The sequence below is a fragment of the Sinorhizobium mexicanum genome, from assembly GCF_013488225.1.
Lineage (GTDB): Bacteria > Pseudomonadota > Alphaproteobacteria > Rhizobiales > Rhizobiaceae > Sinorhizobium > Sinorhizobium mexicanum.
This window is the reverse complement of the sequence record NZ_CP041238.1, coordinates 2,927,104-2,948,486: the sequence shown is the minus strand read 5'-3', so window position 1 is coordinate 2,948,486 and position 21,383 is coordinate 2,927,104. Positions and strand designations below refer to the sequence as shown.

Annotated in this window: 18 protein-coding genes and 1 pseudogene; 16 read left to right on the top strand and 3 right to left on the bottom strand. The window is 63.1% G+C overall.

The features are described from left to right. Positions 1-64: 64 nt before the first annotated feature. The 9 genes from FKV68_RS14025 to ligA all read left to right on the top strand — a co-directional run bounded on the left by FKV68_RS14025 (position 65) and on the right by ligA (position 11,961). Positions 65-991 carry a D-alanine--D-alanine ligase gene (locus FKV68_RS14025; protein WP_180938413.1) on the top strand — a complete coding sequence of 309 codons (927 nt, stop codon included), beginning with the start codon at positions 65-67 and terminating at the stop codon, positions 989-991. After that, a complete protein-coding gene (gene ftsQ, locus FKV68_RS14020) occupies positions 979-1,908 on the top strand; it encodes a cell division protein FtsQ (RefSeq protein ID WP_180938412.1) in 930 nt (309 codons plus the stop codon). The genes FKV68_RS14025 and ftsQ overlap by 13 nt, the downstream gene beginning before the upstream one ends. After that, positions 1,905-3,236, top strand: coding sequence for a cell division protein FtsA (ftsA, locus tag FKV68_RS14015; RefSeq protein ID WP_180938411.1), 1,332 nt, complete (start codon positions 1,905-1,907; stop codon positions 3,234-3,236). Before ftsQ ends, ftsA begins: the two co-directional genes overlap by 4 nt. A gap of 102 nt (positions 3,237-3,338) precedes the next feature. Next, positions 3,339-5,123 (top strand): cell division protein FtsZ, encoded by a 1,785-nt coding sequence (gene ftsZ / locus FKV68_RS14010; protein WP_180938410.1) that lies wholly within the window; start codon positions 3,339-3,341, stop codon positions 5,121-5,123. Positions 5,124-5,477: 354 nt separating this feature from the next. After that, positions 5,478-6,431, top strand: a complete 954-nt coding sequence (gene lpxC, locus FKV68_RS14005; RefSeq protein ID WP_180938409.1) for a UDP-3-O-acyl-N-acetylglucosamine deacetylase — start codon at positions 5,478-5,480, stop codon at positions 6,429-6,431. Positions 6,432-6,698: 267 nt separating this feature from the next. After that, positions 6,699-7,565 carry an outer membrane protein assembly factor BamD gene (locus tag FKV68_RS14000; protein WP_180938408.1) on the top strand — a complete coding sequence of 289 codons (867 nt, stop codon included), beginning with the start codon at positions 6,699-6,701 and terminating at the stop codon, positions 7,563-7,565. A gap of 36 nt (positions 7,566-7,601) precedes the next feature. Next, positions 7,602-9,275 (top strand): DNA repair protein RecN, encoded by a 1,674-nt coding sequence (gene recN / locus FKV68_RS13995; protein ID WP_180938407.1) that lies wholly within the window; start codon positions 7,602-7,604, stop codon positions 9,273-9,275. A 74-nt stretch (positions 9,276-9,349) separates the two neighbouring features. Next, positions 9,350-9,688, top strand: coding sequence for a barstar family protein (locus FKV68_RS13990; RefSeq protein ID WP_180938406.1), 339 nt, complete (start codon positions 9,350-9,352; stop codon positions 9,686-9,688). Positions 9,689-9,807: 119 nt separating this feature from the next. Next, complete coding sequence (gene ligA / locus FKV68_RS13985) at positions 9,808-11,961, top strand: NAD-dependent DNA ligase LigA (protein ID WP_180938405.1); 2,154 nt, start codon at positions 9,808-9,810, stop codon at positions 11,959-11,961. A gap of 291 nt (positions 11,962-12,252) precedes the next feature. Here ligA and FKV68_RS13980 read toward each other — a convergent pair whose 3' ends face one another. Both FKV68_RS13980 and FKV68_RS13975 read right to left on the bottom strand, forming a co-directional pair. Then, positions 12,253-12,657 carry a VOC family protein gene (locus FKV68_RS13980; RefSeq protein ID WP_180938404.1) on the bottom strand — a complete coding sequence of 135 codons (405 nt, stop codon included), beginning with the start codon at positions 12,655-12,657 and terminating at the stop codon, positions 12,253-12,255. A gap of 119 nt (positions 12,658-12,776) precedes the next feature. Then, entirely contained in the window at positions 12,777-13,706 is a 930-nt protein-coding gene (locus FKV68_RS13975; protein WP_180938403.1) for a LysR family transcriptional regulator, read from the bottom strand. A gap of 105 nt (positions 13,707-13,811) precedes the next feature. Between FKV68_RS13975 and FKV68_RS13970 the strand changes: the two genes are divergently transcribed. From FKV68_RS13970 to FKV68_RS13940, 7 genes and pseudogenes are all read left to right on the top strand, one after another. Continuing rightward, entirely contained in the window at positions 13,812-14,558 is a 747-nt protein-coding gene (locus tag FKV68_RS13970) for an SDR family oxidoreductase (protein ID WP_180938402.1), read from the top strand. 30 nt (positions 14,559-14,588) lie between these two features. Further along, positions 14,589-15,194, top strand: a pseudogene (locus FKV68_RS13965) (NADPH-dependent F420 reductase); the annotation flags it as partial. A gap of 205 nt (positions 15,195-15,399) precedes the next feature. Continuing rightward, complete coding sequence (gene panC, locus FKV68_RS13960; RefSeq protein ID WP_180938400.1) at positions 15,400-16,275, top strand: pantoate--beta-alanine ligase; 876 nt, start codon at positions 15,400-15,402, stop codon at positions 16,273-16,275. 2 nt (positions 16,276-16,277) lie between these two features. Next, positions 16,278-17,099 carry a 3-methyl-2-oxobutanoate hydroxymethyltransferase gene (gene panB, locus FKV68_RS13955; RefSeq protein ID WP_180938399.1) on the top strand — a complete coding sequence of 274 codons (822 nt, stop codon included), beginning with the start codon at positions 16,278-16,280 and terminating at the stop codon, positions 17,097-17,099. Between the two features lie 411 nt (positions 17,100-17,510). Continuing rightward, a complete protein-coding gene (locus FKV68_RS13950; RefSeq protein WP_180938398.1) occupies positions 17,511-18,230 on the top strand; it encodes an AzlC family ABC transporter permease in 720 nt (239 codons plus the stop codon). A 3-nt stretch (positions 18,231-18,233) separates the two neighbouring features. Beyond that, complete coding sequence (locus FKV68_RS13945; protein WP_180938397.1) at positions 18,234-18,542, top strand: AzlD family protein; 309 nt, start codon at positions 18,234-18,236, stop codon at positions 18,540-18,542. Between the two features lie 130 nt (positions 18,543-18,672). Further along, positions 18,673-18,912, top strand: a complete 240-nt coding sequence (locus tag FKV68_RS13940) for a hypothetical protein (protein ID WP_153437342.1) — start codon at positions 18,673-18,675, stop codon at positions 18,910-18,912. Between the two features lie 555 nt (positions 18,913-19,467). On the opposite strand, the gene FKV68_RS13935 is transcribed toward FKV68_RS13940, so the two are convergent. Next, complete coding sequence (locus tag FKV68_RS13935; protein ID WP_180938396.1) at positions 19,468-21,303, bottom strand: aminopeptidase P family protein; 1,836 nt, start codon at positions 21,301-21,303, stop codon at positions 19,468-19,470. Positions 21,304-21,383: the final 80 nt, after the last annotated feature.

Here is a 21,383-nt window from a genome sequence, read left to right as displayed (position 1 = left end):
GGCAGCCGGAATCAGCCAGGCGCAAGCAAGCATTGTGATAGTGGCGCATTGTTTGGGGGTTTTGATGAGCGGCAGGCATGTTGCTGTCCTGATGGGCGGATTTTCCTCGGAGAGGCCGGTGAGCCTGTCTTCCGGGGCTGCTTGCGCCGATGCCCTCGAGGCCGAAGGCTATCGCGTCACGCGCGTGGATGTCGGCCGCGATGTGGCTGCCGTTCTCGGCGATCTCCGCCCGGATGTCGCTTTCAACGCCCTGCATGGTCCGTTCGGCGAAGATGGCACGATCCAGGGCATCCTGGAATATCTCGAGATTCCCTACACGCATTCCGGCGTGCTTGCCTCGGCGCTCGCGATGGACAAGGCGCAGGCCAAGCATGTCGCCAAGGCCTCCGGCATTCCGGTTGCAGAGGCGCTGATCATGGATCGGCGGACATTCGGCAACGAGCACCCGATGAAGCCGCCCTACGTGGTGAAGCCGGTTCGCGAAGGCTCGAGCTTCGGCGTCGTGATCGTCAAGGAGGATCAGTCGCATCCGCCGCAGGTGATCACGTCGAGCGAATGGCGCTACGGCGATCGTGTCATGGTCGAGCGCTACATCGCTGGCCGCGAGCTGACCTGCGGTGTCATGGGCGACGTCGCACTTGGCGTCACCGAGATCATTCCGCAGGGGCATGCCTTCTACGATTATGATTCAAAATACGTAAAAGGTGGTTCAAGCCACGTCATTCCGGCGCAGATTTCACCAAATATTTACCAAAAAATACAAACACTCGCTTTGAAGGCGCATCAGGCAATCGGTTGCCGCGGCGTCAGCCGATCCGACTTCCGCTTCGATGATCGCGGTACCGGCGAAGGCGAGTTGATCTGGCTGGAAATCAACACCCAGCCCGGCATGACCCCGACCTCCCTGGTGCCCGAGATGGCGCAGCATGCGGGCCTTCAGTTTGGTGAGTTTCTCAGGTGGATGGTGGAGGACGCATCGTGTTTGCGTTGAGGGGCAGAAGGGGCAAAAGGGTGCGTCACCCGCTCGGCGTCGCCGCCGAGGCGGATGAGACGTTCGTCCTGCCGCGTCCATTGCGCAAGGTCGCCCGTTTCCTGGTGAGCCTCGGTACCGGCCGCATCCGCTTTCCGGCGCATACCGGCACGCTTTCGGCCGCTGCCTTCCTGGCGGCGACGGGCCTTTACGGCATGTCGCTCGGCGGCCACACGCAGAATTTCGCTCAGGCCTCGACGACCGCCGCAGGCTTTGCAATCGAGGACGTGCGGGTTTCCGGCAACGAGCAGACATCCGAGATCGATATTCTTCAGCAACTCGGACTGGACGGCACGACGTCGCTCGTGGCTCTCGATATCGCCGAGGCGCGCAGGCTGATCAGCGAACTGCCCTGGGTGCAGAACGTCACCGTGCGCAAGGTCTATCCGGGCACGATCGAGGTGAATCTCGAGGAGCGCAAGGCTTTCGGCATCTGGCAGCACGGTTCCGACCTGTCGCTGATAGAGCGTAGCGGCAGCGTCATCGCGCCGCTTCGCGACAACAAGTTCGCCGCCCTGCCGCTGTTCGTCGGCCGCGACGCCGAGACGGCGGCCGCCGGTTTCTACGACGAGTTCTCCCGCTGGCCGGAGTTCCGCTCGCGCGTGAAGGCTTTCGTGCGGGTTTCCAGCAGGCGGTGGGACCTGCGCCTCGACAACGGCATCATCGTCAAGCTTCCGGAGGACGACGTCGCGCGGGCGATGAAGGTTCTCGCCGAGATGGAGGAGAAGCACCAGCTTCTCGAGCGCGACATCGCCGCTGTCGATCTGAGGCTTGAAGACCGCACCACAGTACAATTGACGCCGGAAGCCGTTGCCCGGCGGGAAGTCGCGTTGAAGGCGAGGGAGAAGATGCTGAAAGCCCAGGAGAAGCGGATATGAGTTTGTTCGGTTCTTCCAATTTAGGTCTTCCGCGTCTGAAGCCGCTGTCTTCCAAGCGGTCGCATGTCGTTTCGGTGCTCGATATCGGCTCGACCAAGATCGTCTGCATGATCGGCCGGCTGACGCCGCGCGCCGAAAGCCAGATCTTGCCGGGGCGCACCCACAACATCGAAATCATCGGCATTGGCCATCAGAAGTCGCGCGGGGTGAAGAACGGCGTCATCGCCGATCTCGACGCGGCCGAAGGCGTCGTCCGGCTTGCGGTCGACGCCGCGGAGCGGATGGCGGGGCTGACGATCGACAGCCTGATCGTCAATGTTTCCGCCGGCCGCCTGCAGAGTGACGTCTATACCGCGACGATCGATCTCGGCGGACAGGAGGTCGATGCCAGCGATCTCAAGAAGGTGCTCGCCGCTGCCGGCCAGCAGTCGCTGCGCTCCGACCGGGCGATCCTGCATTCGCTGCCGACGGGCTTCTCGCTCGACGGCGAGCGTGGCATCCGCGATCCGCTGGCGATGTTCGGCGACGTCCTTGGCGTCGACATGCACGTGCTGACAGTCGAGCGGGCCGCTCTCAAGAATCTCGAGCTCTGCGTCAACCGCGCCCATCTCTCGGTCGAGGGCATTGTTGCGACGCCCTATGCCAGCGGTCTTGCCGCACTCGTCGACGACGAGGTGGAGCTTGGCTGCGCGGCGATCGACATGGGCGGCGGCACGACGACGATTTCCGTCTTCGCCGAAGGCAAGCTGGTTCATGCCGATGCCGTCAGCCTCGGCGGTCACCATGTCACTACCGATCTCGCTCGCGGACTTTCGACGCGCATCGAGGATGCCGAGCGGCTGAAGGTCGTGCACGGATCCGCGCTCCCGAACAGCGCCGACGAGCGCGACATCGTCTCCGTCCCGCCGATCGGCGAGGACGACCGCGACCAGCCGACCCATGTGCCGCGGGCGCTGGTTTCGCGCATCGTTCGCGCCCGCATCGAGGAGACCCTGGAGCTCATCCGCGACCGCATCCAGCGCTCCGGTTTCAGCCCGATCGTCGGCAAGCGCATCGTGCTGACGGGCGGCGCCAGCCAGTTGACCGGCCTGCCGGAAGCGGCGCGGCGCATCCTCGCCCGCAATGTCCGCATCGGTCGCCCGCTCGGTGTGTCCGGGCTGCCGGCCGCCGCCAAGGGGCCGGCGTTCTCCACGGCCGTCGGACTGATGATCTATCCGCAGGTCGCCGATCTCGAGACCCATGCTGCTCACGGCGGCATGTTCGCCACCTTCGGCGGCGGCAACAGCCGTATCGCGCGCATGGGGCAGTGGCTGAAAGAGAGTTTCTGAGTTTCGCCGATGCCGCAGGGGCGTCGGAGGTAACAGGTGTTTGAGTTTTGAAGGATTTGGCCGGCTCGGCAAGGCGGCCAGAAAACGAGAAGGAACAGTGAAATGACCATCAACTTGCAAAAGCCGGATATTACCGAGCTGAAGCCCCGCATCACGGTCTTCGGCGTCGGTGGCGGCGGCGGCAACGCCGTCAACAACATGATCACCGCGGGCCTGCAGGGCGTCGACTTCGTCGTCGCCAATACCGATGCGCAGGCGCTCACCATGACCAAGGCTGAACGCATCATCCAGATGGGTGTCGCCGTCACCGAAGGTCTCGGCGCCGGCTCGCAGCCGGAAGTCGGCCGCGCAGCCGCCGAAGAGTGCATCGACGAGATCATCGATCACCTGAACGGCACGCACATGTGCTTCGTCACCGCCGGCATGGGCGGCGGCACCGGTACGGGCGCGGCTCCGATCGTCGCCCAGGCCGCTCGCAACAAGGGCATCCTCACCGTCGGCGTCGTCACCAAACCCTTCCACTTCGAAGGCCAGCGCCGCATGCGCCTTGCCGATCAGGGCATTACCGAACTGCAAAAGTCGGTCGACACGCTGATCGTCATCCCGAACCAGAACCTTTTCCGCATCGCCAATGACAAGACGACCTTCGCGGACGCCTTCGCCATGGCCGACCAGGTCCTCTATTCGGGCGTTGCCTGCATCACGGACCTCATGGTCAAGGAAGGCCTTATCAACCTCGACTTCGCCGACGTCCGCTCGGTGATGCGCGAGATGGGCCGCGCCATGATGGGCACCGGCGAAGCATCGGGCGAAGGCCGTGCAATGGCTGCCGCCGAGGCCGCAATCGCCAACCCGCTGCTCGACGAAACCTCGATGAAGGGCGCTCAGGGCCTGCTCATCTCCATCACCGGCGGTCGCGACCTCACGCTCTTCGAGGTCGACGAGGCTGCAACGCGTATCCGCGAGGAAGTGGATCCCGACGCCAACATCATCCTTGGCGCCACCTTCGATGAAGAACTCGAAGGCCTGATCCGCGTTTCCGTCGTTGCAACCGGTATCGATCGCACGGCCGCGGAGGTGGCCGGTCGTACTGTTGACTTTCGTCCGGTAGCGCCGAAGCCGATCGTTCGCCCGTCCGCCGCAATCCCGGCCCAGCCGCAGCCAGTCGCCCAGCATCAGCAGCCGGCACCGCAGCCGGTCGCTCAGCCCGTGCAGCAGCAGAACACGGTCGACCAGATCGCACTCGCAATCCGCGAAGCCGAGATGGAGCGCGAACTCGATATCGCCGCCCGCGCCCAGGTCGCTGCGCCGGTTCAACAGGTACAACACGTCCAACAGATGCAAGAGGAAGCCTTTCGGCCCCAAAGCAAGCTTTTCGCCGGCGCCGCGCCGGTGGAGGCCGCTCCCGTAGTGCGTCAGGCCCCGCCGGTGCAGCGTCCGGTCGAGATGCCGGTCCAGGCACACGTCCAGCCGCAAGTGCAGCCGCAGCCGGTCCGCCACGAGCCGGCTCCGGTCATGCGCCAGCAGGCCGAACCGGTGCGCATGCCGAAGGTCGAGGACTTCCCGCCGGTCGTGAAGGCTGAGATCGATCATCGCGCGCAAGCCGCTCCCGCGCACCAGGAAGAGCGTGGACCGATGGGGCTCCTGAAGCGAATCACCAATTCGCTTTCCCGTCGCGATGACGACGATCACGGCGTCTCGGCCGACATGACGGCGGCAGCACCGAGCGCAGCGTCGCAGCAGCGCCGCCCGCTGTCGCCGGAAGCGAGCCTTTATGCACCGCGTCGCGGTCAGCTTGACGATCACGGCCGCGTCTCGCCGCAGGCGCGCTCGCACGAAGATGATCAGCTCGAAATCCCGGCATTCCTTCGCCGCCAGTCGAACTGATCTTGAAGGACTGTTCCTTCACCTTGCCGAATGCCCGGGCAGCCGCCCGGGCATTTTTCGATTTTCTTCATTATTTCAATGGCTTGTAATTTGTGTTGCGCACATGACAATTGCGTAACAATGCGAAACGAACAGTGATTTGGAATGGTGCCTCCAAAATCTTATTTTCAGCATCGGAATTGGGGACGCATACGATTCGATCGGGCGCTGTTAGTTCGAAGAGCCGAGGGTTTGGCCAATAGGTGCGGATCCTCGAGGTTCTGACTTGCGCCTTGAACATCGGTGCATCCTTGGTGCATTTGGCCGGCGCCGTATCGAGTGCCAGGACCTCATTGAGTGAAAGTGAAGACGAGAATGGGAATTGAACTCCTCGGGTTTCAGACGACGATTGCGAACCCGGTTACGCTGAAGGGAATTGGCGTCCATTCCGGCGTGGAAGTGTCGATCACCTTCCATCCGGCCGAGGCCGACGCTGGCATCGTGTTTCAGCGCGTTCTCGCTGGCGGCCGCGTCGCCGAGTTCAGGGCCGTCTCGTCGCAGGTTGGCAACACCGACCTCTGCACAGTTCTCGGCTTCTCGCCTGCGACGTCGATCGCCACGGTCGAACACGTGATGGCAGCAATCTACGCGCTCGGCCTCGACAACCTGCTCGTCGAGGTTCACGGCGCCGAAATGCCGATCATGGACGGCAGCTCCGAGCCCTTCATCGACGCGATCGAACAGGTCGGCCTGAGGGCGCTGGCCGTGAAGCGCCGCTATATCCGCATCATCAAGCCGGTGCGCATCGACTCGGGCGCTTCCTGGTCGGAGTTCACGCCCTATGACGGCATGCGCTTCGAGGTCGAGATCGACTTCGACTGCCCGCTGATCGGCCGTCAGGCCTGGAAGGGCGATATGACGCCGTCGGTCTTCAAGCGCGAACTGTCGCGCGCACGCACCTTCGGCTTCATGCGCGACGTCGAACGGCTGTGGGCCGGTGGCTTTGCGCTCGGCTCGTCGCTCGAAAACTCGGTCGTCATCTCGGACGACAACACGGTCGTCAATGTCGAGGGGCTGCGCTATGCGGACGAGTTCGTCCGCCACAAGACCCTTGATGCTGTCGGCGATCTTTCTCTCGCCGGTGCTCCCTTCATCGGTTGCTACCGCTCCTATCGCGGCGGCCACAAGATGAACGCGAACGCGCTGAAGGCGCTGCTCAGCGACCCCACCGCCTACGAGGTCGTCGAAACGGCCACGCCGCGTCAGCGCACCCGCTCACGCGATATGGTCGCCGTCGCAGCTCCGGGTTTTGCGCCCTGGTCCGCATAACAATAAACGTCAGTTCTTCTCCAGTCGCCGGCCGAAAGGCCGGCATTTTCATTGTGCGGGATGATTCCCGGAAGCCGAATTGCGGCCAGGAACATGCTTCCGCGCCAAGTATTGGACGGCTTTCATCCGTGGAAAACGTGCAAAGCACTGCATACCGCCACAAATTTGCATGAATTGCTGATCATGACGTTGCGATCTTGAGGCAATTTGCTCTAAAACGCGCAGGTCTGGCGGGACGCGGTCCGCCGAATGAAACGGGAATATTCGATGGTTCTTGCAGTTTCGCTCGACATAAGAAAATCGGTGCGCGTCGCCGCGGTCGTTGTTGCGGCTGTGGTTGGCAGCAGCCTGATCACAGCCTGCCAGAACGACCCGGATATCGACATCACCAAGCTCGCGGCGGAAACCGATCCGCCGGAGGTTCTCTACAACCAGGGCCTTGCCAACCTCAATGCCGGCAAGACGACGGAAGCGGCGCGCAAGTTCGAAGCGCTCGACAAGCAGCATCCGTTCTCCGAATACGCCCGCAAGGCGCTGGTGATGAACGCCTTCGTTGCCTACCGCAACGGCCAGTATCAGGACGCGATCAACGCCACCAGCCGCTACCTTAACCTCTACCCGCAATCGGAAGATGCGGCCTATGCGCAATATATTCAGGGTCTCGCCTATACCAAGCAGATCCCTTCGGTAACGCAGGACCAGAAGGCGGCCGGCAAGGCGATCGAGGCGATGCAGACGGTCCTCGACAAATATCCGGACTCCGACTATGTCGAGGATGCCCAGGCGAAGATCCGTTTCGCCCGCGACCAGCTCGCCGGCAAGGAAATGCAGGTCGGTCGCTACTATCTCGAGCGCAAGGAATATCTTGCCGCCGTTTCCCGGTTCCGCGTCGTTGTCGAGCAGTATCCGAACACGAACCAGGTCGAAGAAGCGCTTGCCCGACTCGTCGAGGCCTATTACGCCATGGGTGTAACCACGGAAGCGCAGACTGCGGCGGCGGTGCTCGGGCACAATTATCCGGACAGCCAGTGGTATGCCGATTCCTTCAAACTGCTGCAATCGGGCGGACTTGAGCCGCGCGAAAGCGGTACGTCCTGGATTGCGCGCGCAGGCAAGAGGCTCATCGGCGCCTGACCTGCTCAGCGCTCGACAAGGAAGATACGAAACCGGATGCTCGCGCAGCTCTCGATCCGCGATATCGTCCTGATCGAACGGCTTGACCTCACCTTCGATGCCGGGCTCTCCGTGCTGACCGGCGAAACCGGCGCGGGTAAATCCATCCTTCTCGACAGCCTCTCGTTGGCGCTCGGCGGCCGCGGCGATGGCTCGCTCGTGCGCCACGGCGAGGACAGGGGGCAGGTGACTGCGGTCTTCGATGTCCCGACCGGCCACCCGGCGCGGCTAATGCTGCGCGAAAACGGCATCGACGACGATGGCGACCTGATTTTCCGCCGCGTGCAGTCGACCGACGGTCGCACCAAAGCCTTCGTCAATGACCAGCCGGTTAGCGTGCAGCTGATGCGCCAGCTCGGCCAGACGCTCGTCGAAATCCACGGCCAGCACGACGACCGGGCGCTGGTCGATACCGATGCGCACCGTGCGCTGCTCGACGCTTTCGGCGGCACGTCGGAGGCGGCAGAGGAGGTTGGAGCGCTCTACCGCGGCTGGCGGGATGCGGAACGCAATCTCAAGAAACACCGCGAGCGCGTCGAGGCAGCGGCACGCGAAGCCGACTATCTGCGCTCCTCGGTCGAAGAGCTGGAGACGCTTTCGCCACGCGACGGCGAAGAGGAGGAACTGGCCGAGGGCCGGGCGCGGATGATGAAGGCCGAGCGGATCGCCGGCGATATCAGCGAGGCATCCGAATTTCTGAACGGCAATAGCTCACCGGTACCACTGATCGCCTCGCTGGTCCGCCGGCTCGAGCGCAAGAGTCATGAAGCCCCGGGTCTGCTCGAAGAGACGGTGGAGCTTCTGGACGGCGCGCTCAACCAGCTTTCGGATGCCCAGATGGCGGTAGAGCGGGCGCTCCGCGATACCGAATTCGATCCGAAGGAACTGGAACGCACCGAGGAGCGTCTCTTCGCCCTGCGCGCTGCAAGCCGCAAATACTCGGTTCCGGTCACCGAACTGCCGGCGCTTGCCGTGCGGATGATTGCCGACCTTGCCGATTTGGACGCCGGCGAGGAGAAGCTGAAGCAGCTGGAAGTGCAGGTGGGCGAGGCGAGGGCAGCGTTCGACGGGGCGGCCCGGTCGCTTTCCGAGAAACGCCACCACACGGCGGAGGCACTTTCGGCCGCCGTGATGGCGGAGCTGCCGGCGCTGAAGCTCGAACGGGCGCGTTTCATGGTCGAGGTCGCGAGCGATCCAACCTCGCCGACCGCTGACGGCATTGATCTCGTCGAATTCCATGTGCAGACAAACCCGGGCACCCGGCCGGGACCGATCATGAAGGTCGCCTCCGGCGGCGAACTCTCGCGCTTCCTGCTGGCGCTGAAGGTGGCGCTTGCCGATCGCGGCTCGGCACCGACGCTCGTCTTCGACGAAATCGACACCGGCGTCGGTGGGGCGGTTGCGGATGCCATCGGCCAGCGGCTGAAGCGGCTTTCCAAGAATGTCCAGGTGCTGTCCGTTACCCACGCGCCGCAAGTGGCCGCGCGCGCGGCGACGCATCTTCTGATCTCCAAGGGCCCGTCGGCGGAAAAATCTGAAATGATCGCCACCCGCGTCGCCCGCATGGACGACAGGGCGCGTACGGAAGAAATCGCCCGCATGCTTGCCGGCGCCTCGATCACCGAGGAGGCGAGGGCGGCAGCAGCGCGGCTGCTCGCCGGCAACGGCTAGTTTGCGGCTTTCCCGTGGATTGCGCGTTCTAGAAAACACCGACCCTACCTTTGCTGCATGAGACGCATTCGCGCATGAAAACCAAAATCTTCACGATCCCCACCAATGAAATCGTCGATTGGCAGACTTTTCATTCCGTATTCCGTTCGATACTCGGATTTCCTGCGTTTTATGGCTGCAACATGGATGCGTGGATTGACTGCATGTCTTATCTTGACGACCCCCCGAGCGGGATGACAACCTCGTTCGTTGCGGCAGGTGAATTCGCCGTACTTCGGATCGACGATGCAGCATCCTTTATGCGCCGGTGTCCGGAGCAATATGAAGCGCTGATTGAGTGCGCAGCCTTCGTGAACAATCGGCGCGTTACTGCTGGTGGCGAGCCGATTCTGACGTTGATGCTCGTCGGTTAGAAAGCGATAGTGATCTTGGTTATCCTTGAGGGCTTCAGGCTGCAAGCGGTGCCTGAAAGCGGCTTTTCTTTCCCAACAGTTGCTCTAAAAAACGACTCGCCAATCCGGAGTCGTCGCCCATGTTGAGTGAAAGAAAACCCGTCGAGCAGTTGACCGAATCGGAAGCGGCCGAAGAGCTCGCCTTTCTTGCGGCGGAGCTCGCCCGTCACGATGCGCTTTATCATGGACAGGACGCGCCCGAAATCTCGGATGCGGACTATGACGCGCTGAAGCGTCGCAACGACCTGATCGAGGCGGGGTTTCCCGCGCTCATCCGCGAGGACAGCCCTTCGCGCAAGGTCGGCGCGGCCCCCTCGCTGACCTTCCAGCCGGTGGTCCATGCGCGGCCGATGCTGTCGCTCGACAACACGTTCTCGGACGAGGACGCCCGCGATTTCGTCGCCGGCGTCTATCGCTTCCTCGGGCGGCTCCCGGATCATTCGATCGCCTTTACCGCCGAGCCGAAGATCGACGGGCTTTCCATGTCGCTGCGTTACGAAAACCGGCGGCTGGTGACGGCCGCGACGCGCGGCGACGGCACGACCGGTGAGAATGTTACCGCCAATGTCCGCACGATCGGCATGATTCCACAGAGGCTTCCCGCCGACGCCCCGGATGTCGTCGAAGTGCGCGGTGAGATCTACATGGCGAAGTCGGATTTCGCTGCACTCAACGCCGAAATGGCGGCGCAGGGCAGGCCGCTCTATGTGAACCCGCGCAACACCGCTTCCGGCTCGCTGCGACAGCTCGACGCCAAGGTGACGGCGAACCGCAAGCTACGGTTCTTCGCCTATGCCTGGGGCGAGATGTCGGGAATGCCGGCCGACACCCAACTCGGGATGGTCGAGACATTCAAGGCCTGGGGTTTCCCGGTCAATCCGCTGATGCAGCGTTTCTCTTCCGCGGACGAACTGCTGGAGCACTATCATCATATCGAGCGCGAGCGGCCCGACCTCGACTATGATATCGACGGCGTCGTCTACAAGGTCGACCGGCTCGACCTGCAGGCGCGCCTCGGCTTCCGCTCGCGCTCGCCGCGCTGGGCGACGGCGCACAAGTTTCCGGCCGAGCAGGCCTTCACGCGGCTCAAGGGCATCGACATCCAGGTCGGCCGCACCGGCGCGCTGACGCCGGTCGCGCGGCTGGAGCCGATCACCGTCGGCGGCGTGGTGGTGACCAACGCGACCCTGCACAACGAGGACTACATCCGCGGTGTCGGCAATAGCGGCGAACCGATTCGCGAAGGGCGCGACATCCGCATCGGCGACATGGTCATCGTCCAGCGGGCAGGGGACGTTATCCCGCAGATCGTCGACGTGGTGATGGACGAACGTGCCGAGGGCGCCGAGCCCTACAAATTCCCGACCACGTGCCCTGTCTGCGGCAGTCACGCGGTGCGCGACATCAACGAGAAATCCGGCAAGGTCGATGCCGTCCGCCGCTGCACCGGCGGCTTCGTCTGCCGCGCGCAAGCGGTCGAACACCTGAAGCACTTCGTCTCGCGCAACGCCTTCGATATCGAAGGGCTTGGCTCCAAGCAGATCGAATTCTTCTTCGAAAGCGAAGACGACAACCTGAGGATCCGCACGGCACCGGAGATCTTCACGCTGGAGCGGCGGCAGGAAGCCTCGCTTACCAAGCTCGAAAATATCGAGGGCTTCGGAAAGGTCAGCGTCCGAAAGCTTTTCGAGGCGATCACGAACCGGCGCTCGATCGCGCTCCACCGCTTCATCTACGCGCTCGGCATCCGCCATGTCGGCGAGACGACGGCGAAGCTGCTCGCGCGCTCCTATGGCAGCTACGACCACTTTGGCGCGGCGATGGTCGAGGCGGGCAGCTTTGCCGGCGACGCATGGAACGAGCTCAACAGCATCGACGGCATCGGTGAGGTCGTCGCCCGCGCCATCGTCGAGTTCTACAAGGAGCCCCGCAATGTCGAGGTGGTCTCGCGGCTTCTGGAAGAGGTGACGCCGGAAAATGCGGAGATGCCGGTCGTGGCCGACAGCCCGGTCGCCGGCAAAACGGTCGTCTTCACCGGCTCGCTCGAAAAGATGACGCGCGACGAGGCGAAGGCCAAGGCCGAAAGCCTCGGTGCCAAGGTGGCGGGTTCGGTCTCGAAGAAGACCGACATCGTCGTCGCCGGTCCGGGCGCCGGCTCGAAGCTCGACAAGGCCCGCGAGCTCGGCATTCAGACTATGGACGAGGACGAGTGGCTGGCGCTGATCGGGGGGTAGGGAGGTGCAGCAGTGCGCCGGGGCGTGATTGAGTCTCTCGCAGCACAGACGGTAATGACGTCGCCACCGGCTTCTGTCGGTACAGGATCACGGGCCACTACCCTTCCGTCATCCTCGGGCTTGACCCGAGGATCCAAGTACAAAGTGCCCGACAGCGCCTGGCGAGCCGGAAGGCCGCTTGAGACTGGATCCTCGGGTCAAGCCCGAGGATGACGGAGCAAAGGGAGAGCCCAGTCGAAAACAATAGGGAAAGCGGTACGCCTTCACCGTTCTCCGCTCCGGCGCGGCTGATCACGCCGCCTGCTCGGCCGACATGTCCATCCACATGAACTCCCAGGCATGGCCGTCGAGGTCCTGGAAGCTGATGCCGTACATCGAGCCGTAGTCGATTGCCGGCTTCCACGGTTTGGCGCCGGCGGCGAGGGCCTTGGCGAGCATGTCGTCGCACTCGGCGCGGCTAGTGGCGGAGAGGGCGGTGATGACCTCCGTTCCCTTGGCCGTGTCGCTGATCTCCCCGGTGATGAAATCGCGAAATTTCGGCTCGGTCAGCAACATGGCGAAGATATTGTCGTCGATGACCATGCAGGCGGCCGTGTCGTCCGAGAACTGTTCGTTGAAGGTGAAGCCGAGGGCTGAAAAGAAAGTTCGGGAGGCTTCCAGGTTTTTGACGGGTAGGTTTACGAAAATCATGCGCATGGGATTTTCCTCGTGAAGGATGTTTGCCTCTAACGTGACAAGGACGCCCCGCGGCTTCCTCAGCCGACAGGCGGAGACGAATTTTAACTGGTGCTCGCGTGGCGGCTTTCAACCGCAGTTCAGCCGAGGCTTCCGGCAAAACGCTCTGCGAGTCGCTGCCGTTTGAAGTGATCGGCGACAAAATCGATGAAGACGCGCGTCTTTGCGGGCAGCAGCGTGCGGCTAGCGTAATAGACCGATATCGGGCCGGCATCGGCGTACCACTTGGGAACGAGCCGGATAAGCGCGCCGGATTCCAGATGGGGCAACACGTCCGGTACCGCGATCAAAGTCACGCCGAGACCGAGAAGGGCGGCGCGGCACATGGCGGCCGGATCATTGACGACGATCGTCTCCTTCGGCGCTGCCGCCATCTCCTCGCCCGCGGCGTTACGCATCATCCACTGACGGATGCGGCCGGTGCGGTCCGAGCGCATGACGATGCCGTCAAGCTCGCCGAGGCCGGCGGGATCGAGCGGCAGGGTTCGGCCGGCCACATAAGCGGGTGAGGCGACGGCGATGATATGGGCGGGCGCCAGCACGCGCGAGACGATACCGGGCGAGAGCTCGAAGCCGCCGCCGATTGCCGCGTCGAAACCCTCGGCGACCAGATCGACCTGCCGGTTGTCGAACTGCCAGTCGATCTGGATCCCCGGGTAACTCTTCAAAAAATCCGGCAGAAGCGGCAGTATGTGGTCAGTGCCAAAGGTCGGGCTAAGGCTGACCTTGAGCACGCCCGCAGGTTCCCGCCGTTCGCCGCCCGCCTCGGCGATTGCAGCCTGCAGTCCTTCGAGATTATCGCGGATTGCCGTCAGGAAGCGTTCACCGTCCTCCGTCAGGGTCAGCTTGCGGGTTGAGCGATGGAAAAGGCGAATGCCGAGGTTTCTCTCGAGCATCGCGACATTGCGGCTTATGGCCGCCGGCGTCAGACCGAGTCGCCGGGCGGCACCGGAAAAGCCCCCTTGTTCGGCGCTACGGACGAAGGATTCGAGATTGGCCAGCGTTTCCATGAAATCTCAAGTAATCGTTGAAAATGATGAAAGCGATTTCTGACTAATCTTAGCGGAATGAAATGGCAATATCCACTCCATCGAAACCTCAATGGAGTGAAGACAATGTCCAGCCAGAACCTTCAGGGAAAAGTCGCCCTCGTCACCGGCGGGTCCCGCTCGATCGGCGCTGCTATCGCCAAGCGCCTTGCAACCGACGGTGCCGCCGTCGCCATCACCTATCACGGCTCGCCCGAGAAGGCCGCCGCCGTGGTTGCCGCGATCAAGGCCGAGGGTGGCCGCGCCGTTGCCATCAGGGCCGATGCCGGTGACGCTGCGGCGGTGCGCGCCGCCGTCGTCGAAACGGTCAAGACGTTCGGTGGCATCGACATCCTCGTCAACAATGCCGGCATCGCGCTCGGCGGTCCGATCGACGAGATCACCGAGGCGGACTACAATCGAATGATCGCGGTCAATGTCACCGGCGTCTTCGTTGCCACGCAGGAGGCGGTACGCAACATGAAGGCGGGCGGGCGCGTTATCCACATCGGCAGCTCGATGGTGCGCTACGCCGCATTTCCGACCGCCTCGCTTTACACGTTGACCAAGGGTGCGGTCGCCGGCTTCAACCGCAGTCTTGTGCGCGATCTGGGGCCGCGTGGCATTACCGTCAACACGGTGCATCCCGGTCCGACGGACACCGACATGAACCCTGATGGCGGGCCGGTCTCCAAGATCGTCGGCCCGGGCATGGCGATCGGCCGTTATGGCAAGCCGGAGGAGATCGCGAGCGTCGTCGCCTACCTGTCGAGCCCCGAAGCCGCCTTCGTTACTGGCGCCGACATCGTCGCCGACGGCGGCTTCACGGCCTGAGGTCGCAGCGACTCGCAACATCGAAAGGAAACCGCCATGTCCATCGGTATTATCGGATCCGGCAACATCGGATCGGCCTTTGCCCGGGCCCTCGCCCGGGCGGGGATCCCGGCCGTCATTTCCAACAGCCGCGGGCCGGAGAGCCTAAAAGAGCTTGTCGGCGAACTCACTCCCTACATCACCGCCGGGACGCGCGAAGAGGCCGCAAGCGCCGATCTCGTGTTTGTCGCCGTCAATTGGTCGAAGCTGCCCAAGGCGCTTTCCGGTCTGCCGGATTGGGAGGGCCGGGTCGTCATCGACGCGAACAACCCGATCGAGGCGCCGCTCTTCAAGCCCGCCGAACTCGGCGGGCGGCTTTCAAGCGAGATTTTCACCGACCTCGTCCCCGGCGCACGCGTCGTCAAAGCCTTCAACCATCTGCAGCCGCACCTCGTCTCCGGCGATCCGAAGGCAGAAGGTGGCCGCCGCGTGCTCTTCTTCTCCGGTGATGACGCAGCTGCCAAGGCGGAGGTCGGTGGCCTGATCGACCGGCTCGGCTTCTTCGGCATCGATCTCGGCCCGCTCTCGGTCGGCGGAAAGCTCGCCCAGTTTCCCGGTGGTCCGCTGCCTGCGCTCAATCTCGTCAAGTTTGATTAACATCAGGCAGGCCGGCGATCCGGACTGCTTCTTGAACGCGGCGCCCCCCGTCTCATGCACCATTTCCATTTGTCTTTTTGCGCTGCACAAGATAGAGCTGTGCAGCCAAAATTTGTGCAATTGCCTTTTCGCGGGGCTCGCCATGGGCCATATCAGCGAAACCGGGCGCGCCGTGCCGGTGCCCCGGCGGATTGGAGGGTCCGAGATGAAAACGATCACCACCATCGCCGAACTGCGCGCGGCTCTCGCCGAGCATCGGCGAGCGGGAAAGGGCATCGGTCTGGTCCCCACCATGGGCTATCTTCATGTCGGCCACATGGAACTGGTGCGCCGCGCGCGCAGCGAGAACGACGTGGTCGTTGCCAGCATCTTCGTTAATCCCCTGCAGTTCGGGCCGAACGAAGACCTTGCCAAATATCCGCGTGATCTTGCCCGCGACCAGGCGATGCTTGCCGAGGGCGGCGTCGATTTTCTCTTCGCGCCCGGCGTTTCCGACATGTATCCGCGTCCGATGGAAACCGTGGTCGACGTGCCGAAGCTCGGCTCTGAGCTCGAGGGTTCGGTCCGGCCCGGCCATTTTGCTGGCGTCGCGACGGTCGTCACCAAGCTCTTCAACATCGTCCAGCCGGACCGTGCCTATTTCGGCGAGAAGGATTTCCAGCAACTGCAGATCATCCGCCGCATGGTCGAGGATCTGGCGCAGCCCGTCTCGGTGATCGGCGTGTCGACGGTGCGCGAGGCCGACGGCCTCGCCTGTTCATCGCGCAACGTCTATCTCACCTCCGACGAGCGCCGCGCCGCGGCGATCGTGCCGAAGGCGCTGGACGAGGCCGAACGGTTGATCGCTGGCGGCCTTACCGAACCTGGCGCGGTCGAGAGGGGCGTCATCGACTTCCTGTCGGCAGAACCGCTGGCTCGGCCGGAGGTCGTTGCGCTGCGTGATCCGGAAACGCTGGAGCCGATCCTCGAAGTCGGCGAGAAGCCGGTTCTGCTGTTGCTTTTCGTTCGCTTCGGCAGCACGAAGCTGCTCGATAACCGTGTTATCGCACCGAAATCTGCCCATTTTGCAAAGGTAGCCTGAGAATGAGCGTACACACCGCGAAGCGGCGGCTCAGCCCCGCCAGTATCGAAGCCCTGAAGGGCGAACGCCCGATCGTCAGCCTCACTGCCTATACGACGCCGATCGCGCGCCTGCTCGATCCCCATGTCGATTTCCTGCTCGTCGGCGATTCGCTGGGCATGGTGCTCTACGGCCTCGACACCACGGTCGGCGTCACGCTCGACATGATGATCGCGCATGGCCAGGCGGTGATGCGCGGCTCTGAACGCTCCTGCGTCGTCGTCGATCTTCCCTTCGGCTCCTATCAGGAATCGAAGGAACAGGCCTTCCGCAGCGCCGCGCGCATCCTGAAGGAAACCGGCTGCAGCGCGGTGAAGCTGGAGGGTGGGGCGGAAATGGCCGAGACCGTCGATTTTCTCGTCAGCCGTGGCATTCCGGTGCTCGGCCATGTCGGCCTGATGCCGCAACTCGTCAACACCACCGGCGGCTACCGCTCGGTCGGCCGCAACGAAAAGGAAGTGGCGAAGATCCGCCGTGACGCCAAGGCGATCGATGACGCCGGCGCTTTCGCGATCGTCGTCGAAGGTACGATCGAACCGGTCGCGCGCGAGATTACCGCTACCCTGCGTTCGCCGACGATCGGCATTGGCGCGTCGCCCGCCTGCGACGGCCAGATTCTCGTCTCTGACGACATGCTTGGCATTTTCAACGATTTCAAGCCGCGCTTCGTCAAGCACTTCGCCGAACTCGCCCCGGCAATCTCGAAGGCCGTCGAGGAATATGCCAATGAGGTGAAGGCACGGACTTTCCCGGCTATCGAGCATACGTTCCAGTTGAAGCGCTAGCGCATCGGCCCGAAAATCGGAATCGATTTTCGGAAGGCACGATGCGTAGATTCAAAGACTTACAGCGTCCTTTGTGCGTCCTGATGGACGCACGGCGCTGTAAGGGGCACGGGCCTCCGCTCCGTTTGGTCTTTGCGATCCAGCGGCGCCGTCGGCGCCGCGCGGATTCGGTCAGTCCCTACAGCGCCGCGCGTCTTATCAGGCGCGCAAAGGACGCTGTAGCACTTTGAATTGCTACATGCCTTTGTTCTTAAATCGAGGTCGATTTAAGAAGACATGCAGTAGCACGCCAAACATCAGAAAATTCAATCACTGTATCAGCGCAATTGAATTGTCGCCGCGTGCGGCAGCGCCTATCTGTCCCCCCATGCCGGTTCGCGGACATGCCTCCGGTTTCGGCGGGAGAAGTTCATGAACAGAGACGATTTCCGAGCGGGGCTGCGGAGCGGCTTTCCCATCATGCTGGCGGCTTCGCCTTTCGGCGCGCTGTTCGGGGCGCTGGCAGTCGACAACGGCTTTACGATCGCCGACGCGGTGTTCATGAGCGCCACCGTCTATGCCGGCGCCAGCCAGATGGTGGGTATCGAACTCTTCGGCAACAACGTCCAGCCCTGGCTGGTCGTGCTCTCGGTCTTCGCGGTCAATTTCCGCCACGTGCTCTATTCTGCCTCGATCGCCAAGTACATCTCCCATTTCAGTTTCGGGCAGAAGCTTCTCGCTTTCTTCTTGCTCGTGGATCCGCAATATGCCGAGACGGAGCAGCGCGGCGAGCGTGGATTGCCCGTTACATTCGCGTGGTACCTCGGCTTCGGGCTGGTGATCTACGTACCCTGGATCATCAATACGTTGGTGGGGGCTATCTTCGGTCAATTGATCGGCGATCCGAAGTCGATCGGCCTCGATGTCCTGCTGCCAATCTATTTCCTCGGCCTCGTGCTCGGCTTCCGCAAGCGCGATCGCTTCCTTCCCGTGGTCGCGACCAGCGCCGTCGCCTCCGTTGCTGCCATGCATTTCGTCGGCTCGCCGTGGCATGTCAGCATCGGTGCGCTTGCCGGCATCCTGCTCGCGGCCGTCCTGCCGCCGGAGCATCGCCTGCGGCGAGAGTCGGCGACCGTGGAAAAGGAGGCCTGAGCCGTGGATGCACAGCACCTCAACCTCATCTACCTGATCGTCGCCGCCGCACTCGCCACTTTCGCGACTCGGTTCGGCGGCTATGTGCTGATCACGCAGCTGAAGCGCATTCCGCCGCGGCTCGAAGCGGCGCTGAACGCCGTCCCGGCGGCAGTCCTGACGACGCTGGTTGCGCCGGCCTTCGTCTATGGCGGCTTCGACGTCGCGGTGTCGATGCTCGTCGCCTTCGCGATTGGCATGCGTTTCTCGACGCTCCGGATGCTCGTTGTCGGCTGGGTCGCGGTGATGGTGATCCGGCACGTGATCCTGTAGCTCTCTCGTCCTTCCCGCTACCGGCGGGTACGGGTCGGGCGCCCGCCATTGGCGCTGAACCAATACTGGATTATCATCCCTTGGTTGCCGGAGAGGCACATCAGCCCTCCGGACTTGGAGGATTGACCTCATGATTATCAGGATTTCGATTGCCCTCTTGTTGGCGCTCGCACCTGTGACTGCCTTTGCCAACCAGTGCCCCACCATGATGGCGGCGATAGACGCGGCTCTGCCCAACGCCTCCCTTTCCGAAGCCGACATGGCCAAGGTCAAACAGTTGCGCCAGCAGGGCGAACAACTGCACCAGTCGGGCGATCACGCCGGCTCTGAGGCAGCGCTCGGCGAAGCAAAGAAAATGTTGGGAATCTGAACGGAAGAGCCCGGGTCGCCCCGACCTTTCGGTTCATAATCCGGAGCGGGTCAATCCGCCGCGAGCCGGAAATCTGGACGGCGGCCGCCATAGGATTGCGGCGCGGCGGCAACTTTCAGGCCTACAGCGCGGCGCCTCCTAAGTAGCCGGCTGACGATTTTCAAATCAAACGTGCAATCCCGTAAAATTTCCGGGTTACACCGGAGCAGCGCGGGAAATATAACATTGTCGTTGGTAGAGATACGTACCTCCCAACTGAGGCCCGGCCGCCCCCCTGTAGCCCCCAACCTACGCCGCCGGGCCTCCCTCCCACCCTTCCATCGGCGACGGAGATCGCGCGCTGCTGCATGTTTTCTTCAATCGAAGCCGGATTTAAGGACAAAAACATGCAGCAATTCAAAGTGCTGCAGCGACCTTTGCGCGGCTGACAAGACGCGCGGCGCTGTAGGTCGGTGGTGTGGAAAGACGCTCTTGGTTCGACGGGCTGTTCGTTAGATCGCTTCACCGTTCCAATAAACTTATGAAGCGATCTAACCGTTTGACGCGACACGAGTTTTAGCGTGTGACCGCTTCCGTGGCGGCCTCCAGCCAGCGGCGCGTGTCGTCGCTCGCGATGAGCGGCATGAGTTTGTCACGCGTTTCCGCATGATAGGCGTTCAGCCAGGCAAGCTCCTCGTCGGTCAACAGCGAAGGCAGGACGAGGCGCCGGTCGATCGGGCAGTAGGTCAGCGTGTCGAAGCCGAGCATCGGCAGGTCTCCGCCTTCGATCTCCGAGGCTTCGCGGATGACGACGAGATTCTCGATGCGGATGCCGAAGGCGCCCGGACGATAGTATCCGGGCTCGTTGGAAAGGATCATGCCCGGCAGCAGTTCCTGCGTCGAGAGCCGGGCGATACGCTGCGGCCCCTCGTGCACGGAAAGATAGGAACCGACGCCGTGCCCGGTGCCGTGGGCATAGTCGGCGCCCGCCTTCCAGAGCGCGATGCGGGCAAGCGGATCGAGATCGACGCCGCGCGAACCCTTGGGGAAGCGCGCCGTGCTGATCGCGATCATGCCTTTCAGCACCAGCGTAAAGAAGCGCTTCTGCTCCTCCGGAACGGCACCGATCGCGACCGTGCGGGTGATGTCGGTGGTACCGTTGATGTATTGCGCACCGGAATCGATCAGGAACATGGTTCCCGGCTCGATCGTCCGGTCCGTATCCGTTGTCACGCGGTAGTGCATGATCGCCGCGTGCGAGCCGGCGCCTGCAATCGTATCAAAGGAGATGTCCTTCAGCGGATTCTGCATGCGCTCGCCGACGGTCGCGCGCACGGCCTCCAGCCTTTCCGTCGCGGCGATTTCGGTCACGCTGCCGGGTTCGGTCTGGTCAAGCCAGGCGAGGAATTCCACCATCGCGGCGCCATCCTGCAGATGCGCGCGGAGCGAACCCTGGATCTCCGCGTCGTTCTTCCGGGCGCGGGGGAGGCGGGTCGGATCGACTGCGCCGACGACCGAGCCGCCCTTGGCGCGGATCAGTTCGCCGATGGCGAAGGGCGCAAGGTCGGGGTCGATCATGATCGCGGCGCCGGTCGCTGCCAGCGCCGCCAGCCGGTCCTCGAAACTTGCTGGCGCGGCGATCTCGGCAAGCTGGGTCAGGTAGGCTTCCTGTTCGATGCCGGTCTTGCGCTTGTCGAGGAAGATCTCGGCGCGGCCGTCTGCAGGGATGATCGCACGGGCGAGCGGATGCGGCGTGTGGGGCACGTCGCTGCCGCGAATGTTGAAGGTCCATGCGACCGAGGAGGGGTCGGTAAGGACGACGGCGGCGGCCTTCGCTTTTTCGAGGCCAGCGGCAATCGCGGCAATCTTGTCCTTCGCCAGTTGGCCGGCGTGCTCGATCGGCTGGATCGTCACCCGGCCGAGGGGAGCGGCGGGCCTGCCGGTCCAAATCTTGTCGAGCGGGTTATGGTCGAGGAAGACGAGGGTACCGCCGATTGCCGCAAGCGCCTTCTGCAGCTTGAGGACCTCGGCGCCGGTATGCAGCCACGGGTCGATGCCGAGTCGGAACCCTTTGGGCGCATGGCCCTCCAGCCAGACATGCGGCGGCTCGCCGATCAGGTCGCCGCCTGTGAAGACGCTGCCGTCGACCTGCTCCTTGAGTTGGGTCACGTAACGTCCATCGACGAAGACGATCGCTTCACGCTGCGTGATAAGCGCGACGCCGGCTGAGCCGGTGAAGCCCGTCAGCCAGGAAAGACGCTCGGATGAAGCCGGCACATACTCGCCCTGGAATTCGTCGGCGCGCGGGACGAGGAAGCCGTCAATGCCGAGGGCCGAGAAAGCGGCGCGCAGAGCGGCGGTGCGCTCCTTGCCGAACTGAGGCGTGGAGGTGACTTCGAAGGACTGAAACATGGATTATTTCCGGCAATTTGGCGGAGAACCGCGACTGGGATGATCGTCATGTTAGCGGAAAGGGCGCTTCAGAGGAAAGA

What these genes read in the sequence shown, in the direction of transcription:
- ligA (WP_180938405.1), top strand. Translation starts at nt 9,808, where the DNA reads ATGTTGAGTGAAAGAAAACCCGTCGAGCAGTTGACCGAATCGGAAGCG.
- ftsA (WP_180938411.1), top strand. Translation starts at nt 1,905, where the DNA reads ATGAGTTTGTTCGGTTCTTCCAATTTAGGTCTTCCGCGTCTGAAGCCG.
- FKV68_RS13970 (WP_180938402.1), top strand. Translation starts at nt 13,812, where the DNA reads ATGTCCAGCCAGAACCTTCAGGGAAAAGTCGCCCTCGTCACCGGCGGG.
- FKV68_RS13940 (WP_153437342.1), top strand. Translation starts at nt 18,673, where the DNA reads ATGATTATCAGGATTTCGATTGCCCTCTTGTTGGCGCTCGCACCTGTG.
- FKV68_RS13950 (WP_180938398.1), top strand. Translation starts at nt 17,511, where the DNA reads ATGAACAGAGACGATTTCCGAGCGGGGCTGCGGAGCGGCTTTCCCATC.
- ftsZ (WP_180938410.1), top strand. Translation starts at nt 3,339, where the DNA reads ATGACCATCAACTTGCAAAAGCCGGATATTACCGAGCTGAAGCCCCGC.
- panB (WP_180938399.1), top strand. Translation starts at nt 16,278, where the DNA reads ATGAGCGTACACACCGCGAAGCGGCGGCTCAGCCCCGCCAGTATCGAA.
- lpxC (WP_180938409.1), top strand. Translation starts at nt 5,478, where the DNA reads ATGGGAATTGAACTCCTCGGGTTTCAGACGACGATTGCGAACCCGGTT.
- FKV68_RS14025 (WP_180938413.1), top strand. Translation starts at nt 65, where the DNA reads ATGAGCGGCAGGCATGTTGCTGTCCTGATGGGCGGATTTTCCTCGGAG.
- FKV68_RS13980 (WP_180938404.1), bottom strand. Translation starts at nt 12,657, where the DNA reads ATGCGCATGATTTTCGTAAACCTACCCGTCAAAAACCTGGAAGCCTCC.
- FKV68_RS13990 (WP_180938406.1), top strand. Translation starts at nt 9,350, where the DNA reads ATGAAAACCAAAATCTTCACGATCCCCACCAATGAAATCGTCGATTGG.
- recN (WP_180938407.1), top strand. Translation starts at nt 7,602, where the DNA reads ATGCTCGCGCAGCTCTCGATCCGCGATATCGTCCTGATCGAACGGCTT.
- FKV68_RS13935 (WP_180938396.1), bottom strand. Translation starts at nt 21,303, where the DNA reads ATGTTTCAGTCCTTCGAAGTCACCTCCACGCCTCAGTTCGGCAAGGAG.
- panC (WP_180938400.1), top strand. Translation starts at nt 15,400, where the DNA reads ATGAAAACGATCACCACCATCGCCGAACTGCGCGCGGCTCTCGCCGAG.
- FKV68_RS14000 (WP_180938408.1), top strand. Translation starts at nt 6,699, where the DNA reads ATGGTTCTTGCAGTTTCGCTCGACATAAGAAAATCGGTGCGCGTCGCC.
- FKV68_RS13975 (WP_180938403.1), bottom strand. Translation starts at nt 13,706, where the DNA reads ATGGAAACGCTGGCCAATCTCGAATCCTTCGTCCGTAGCGCCGAACAA.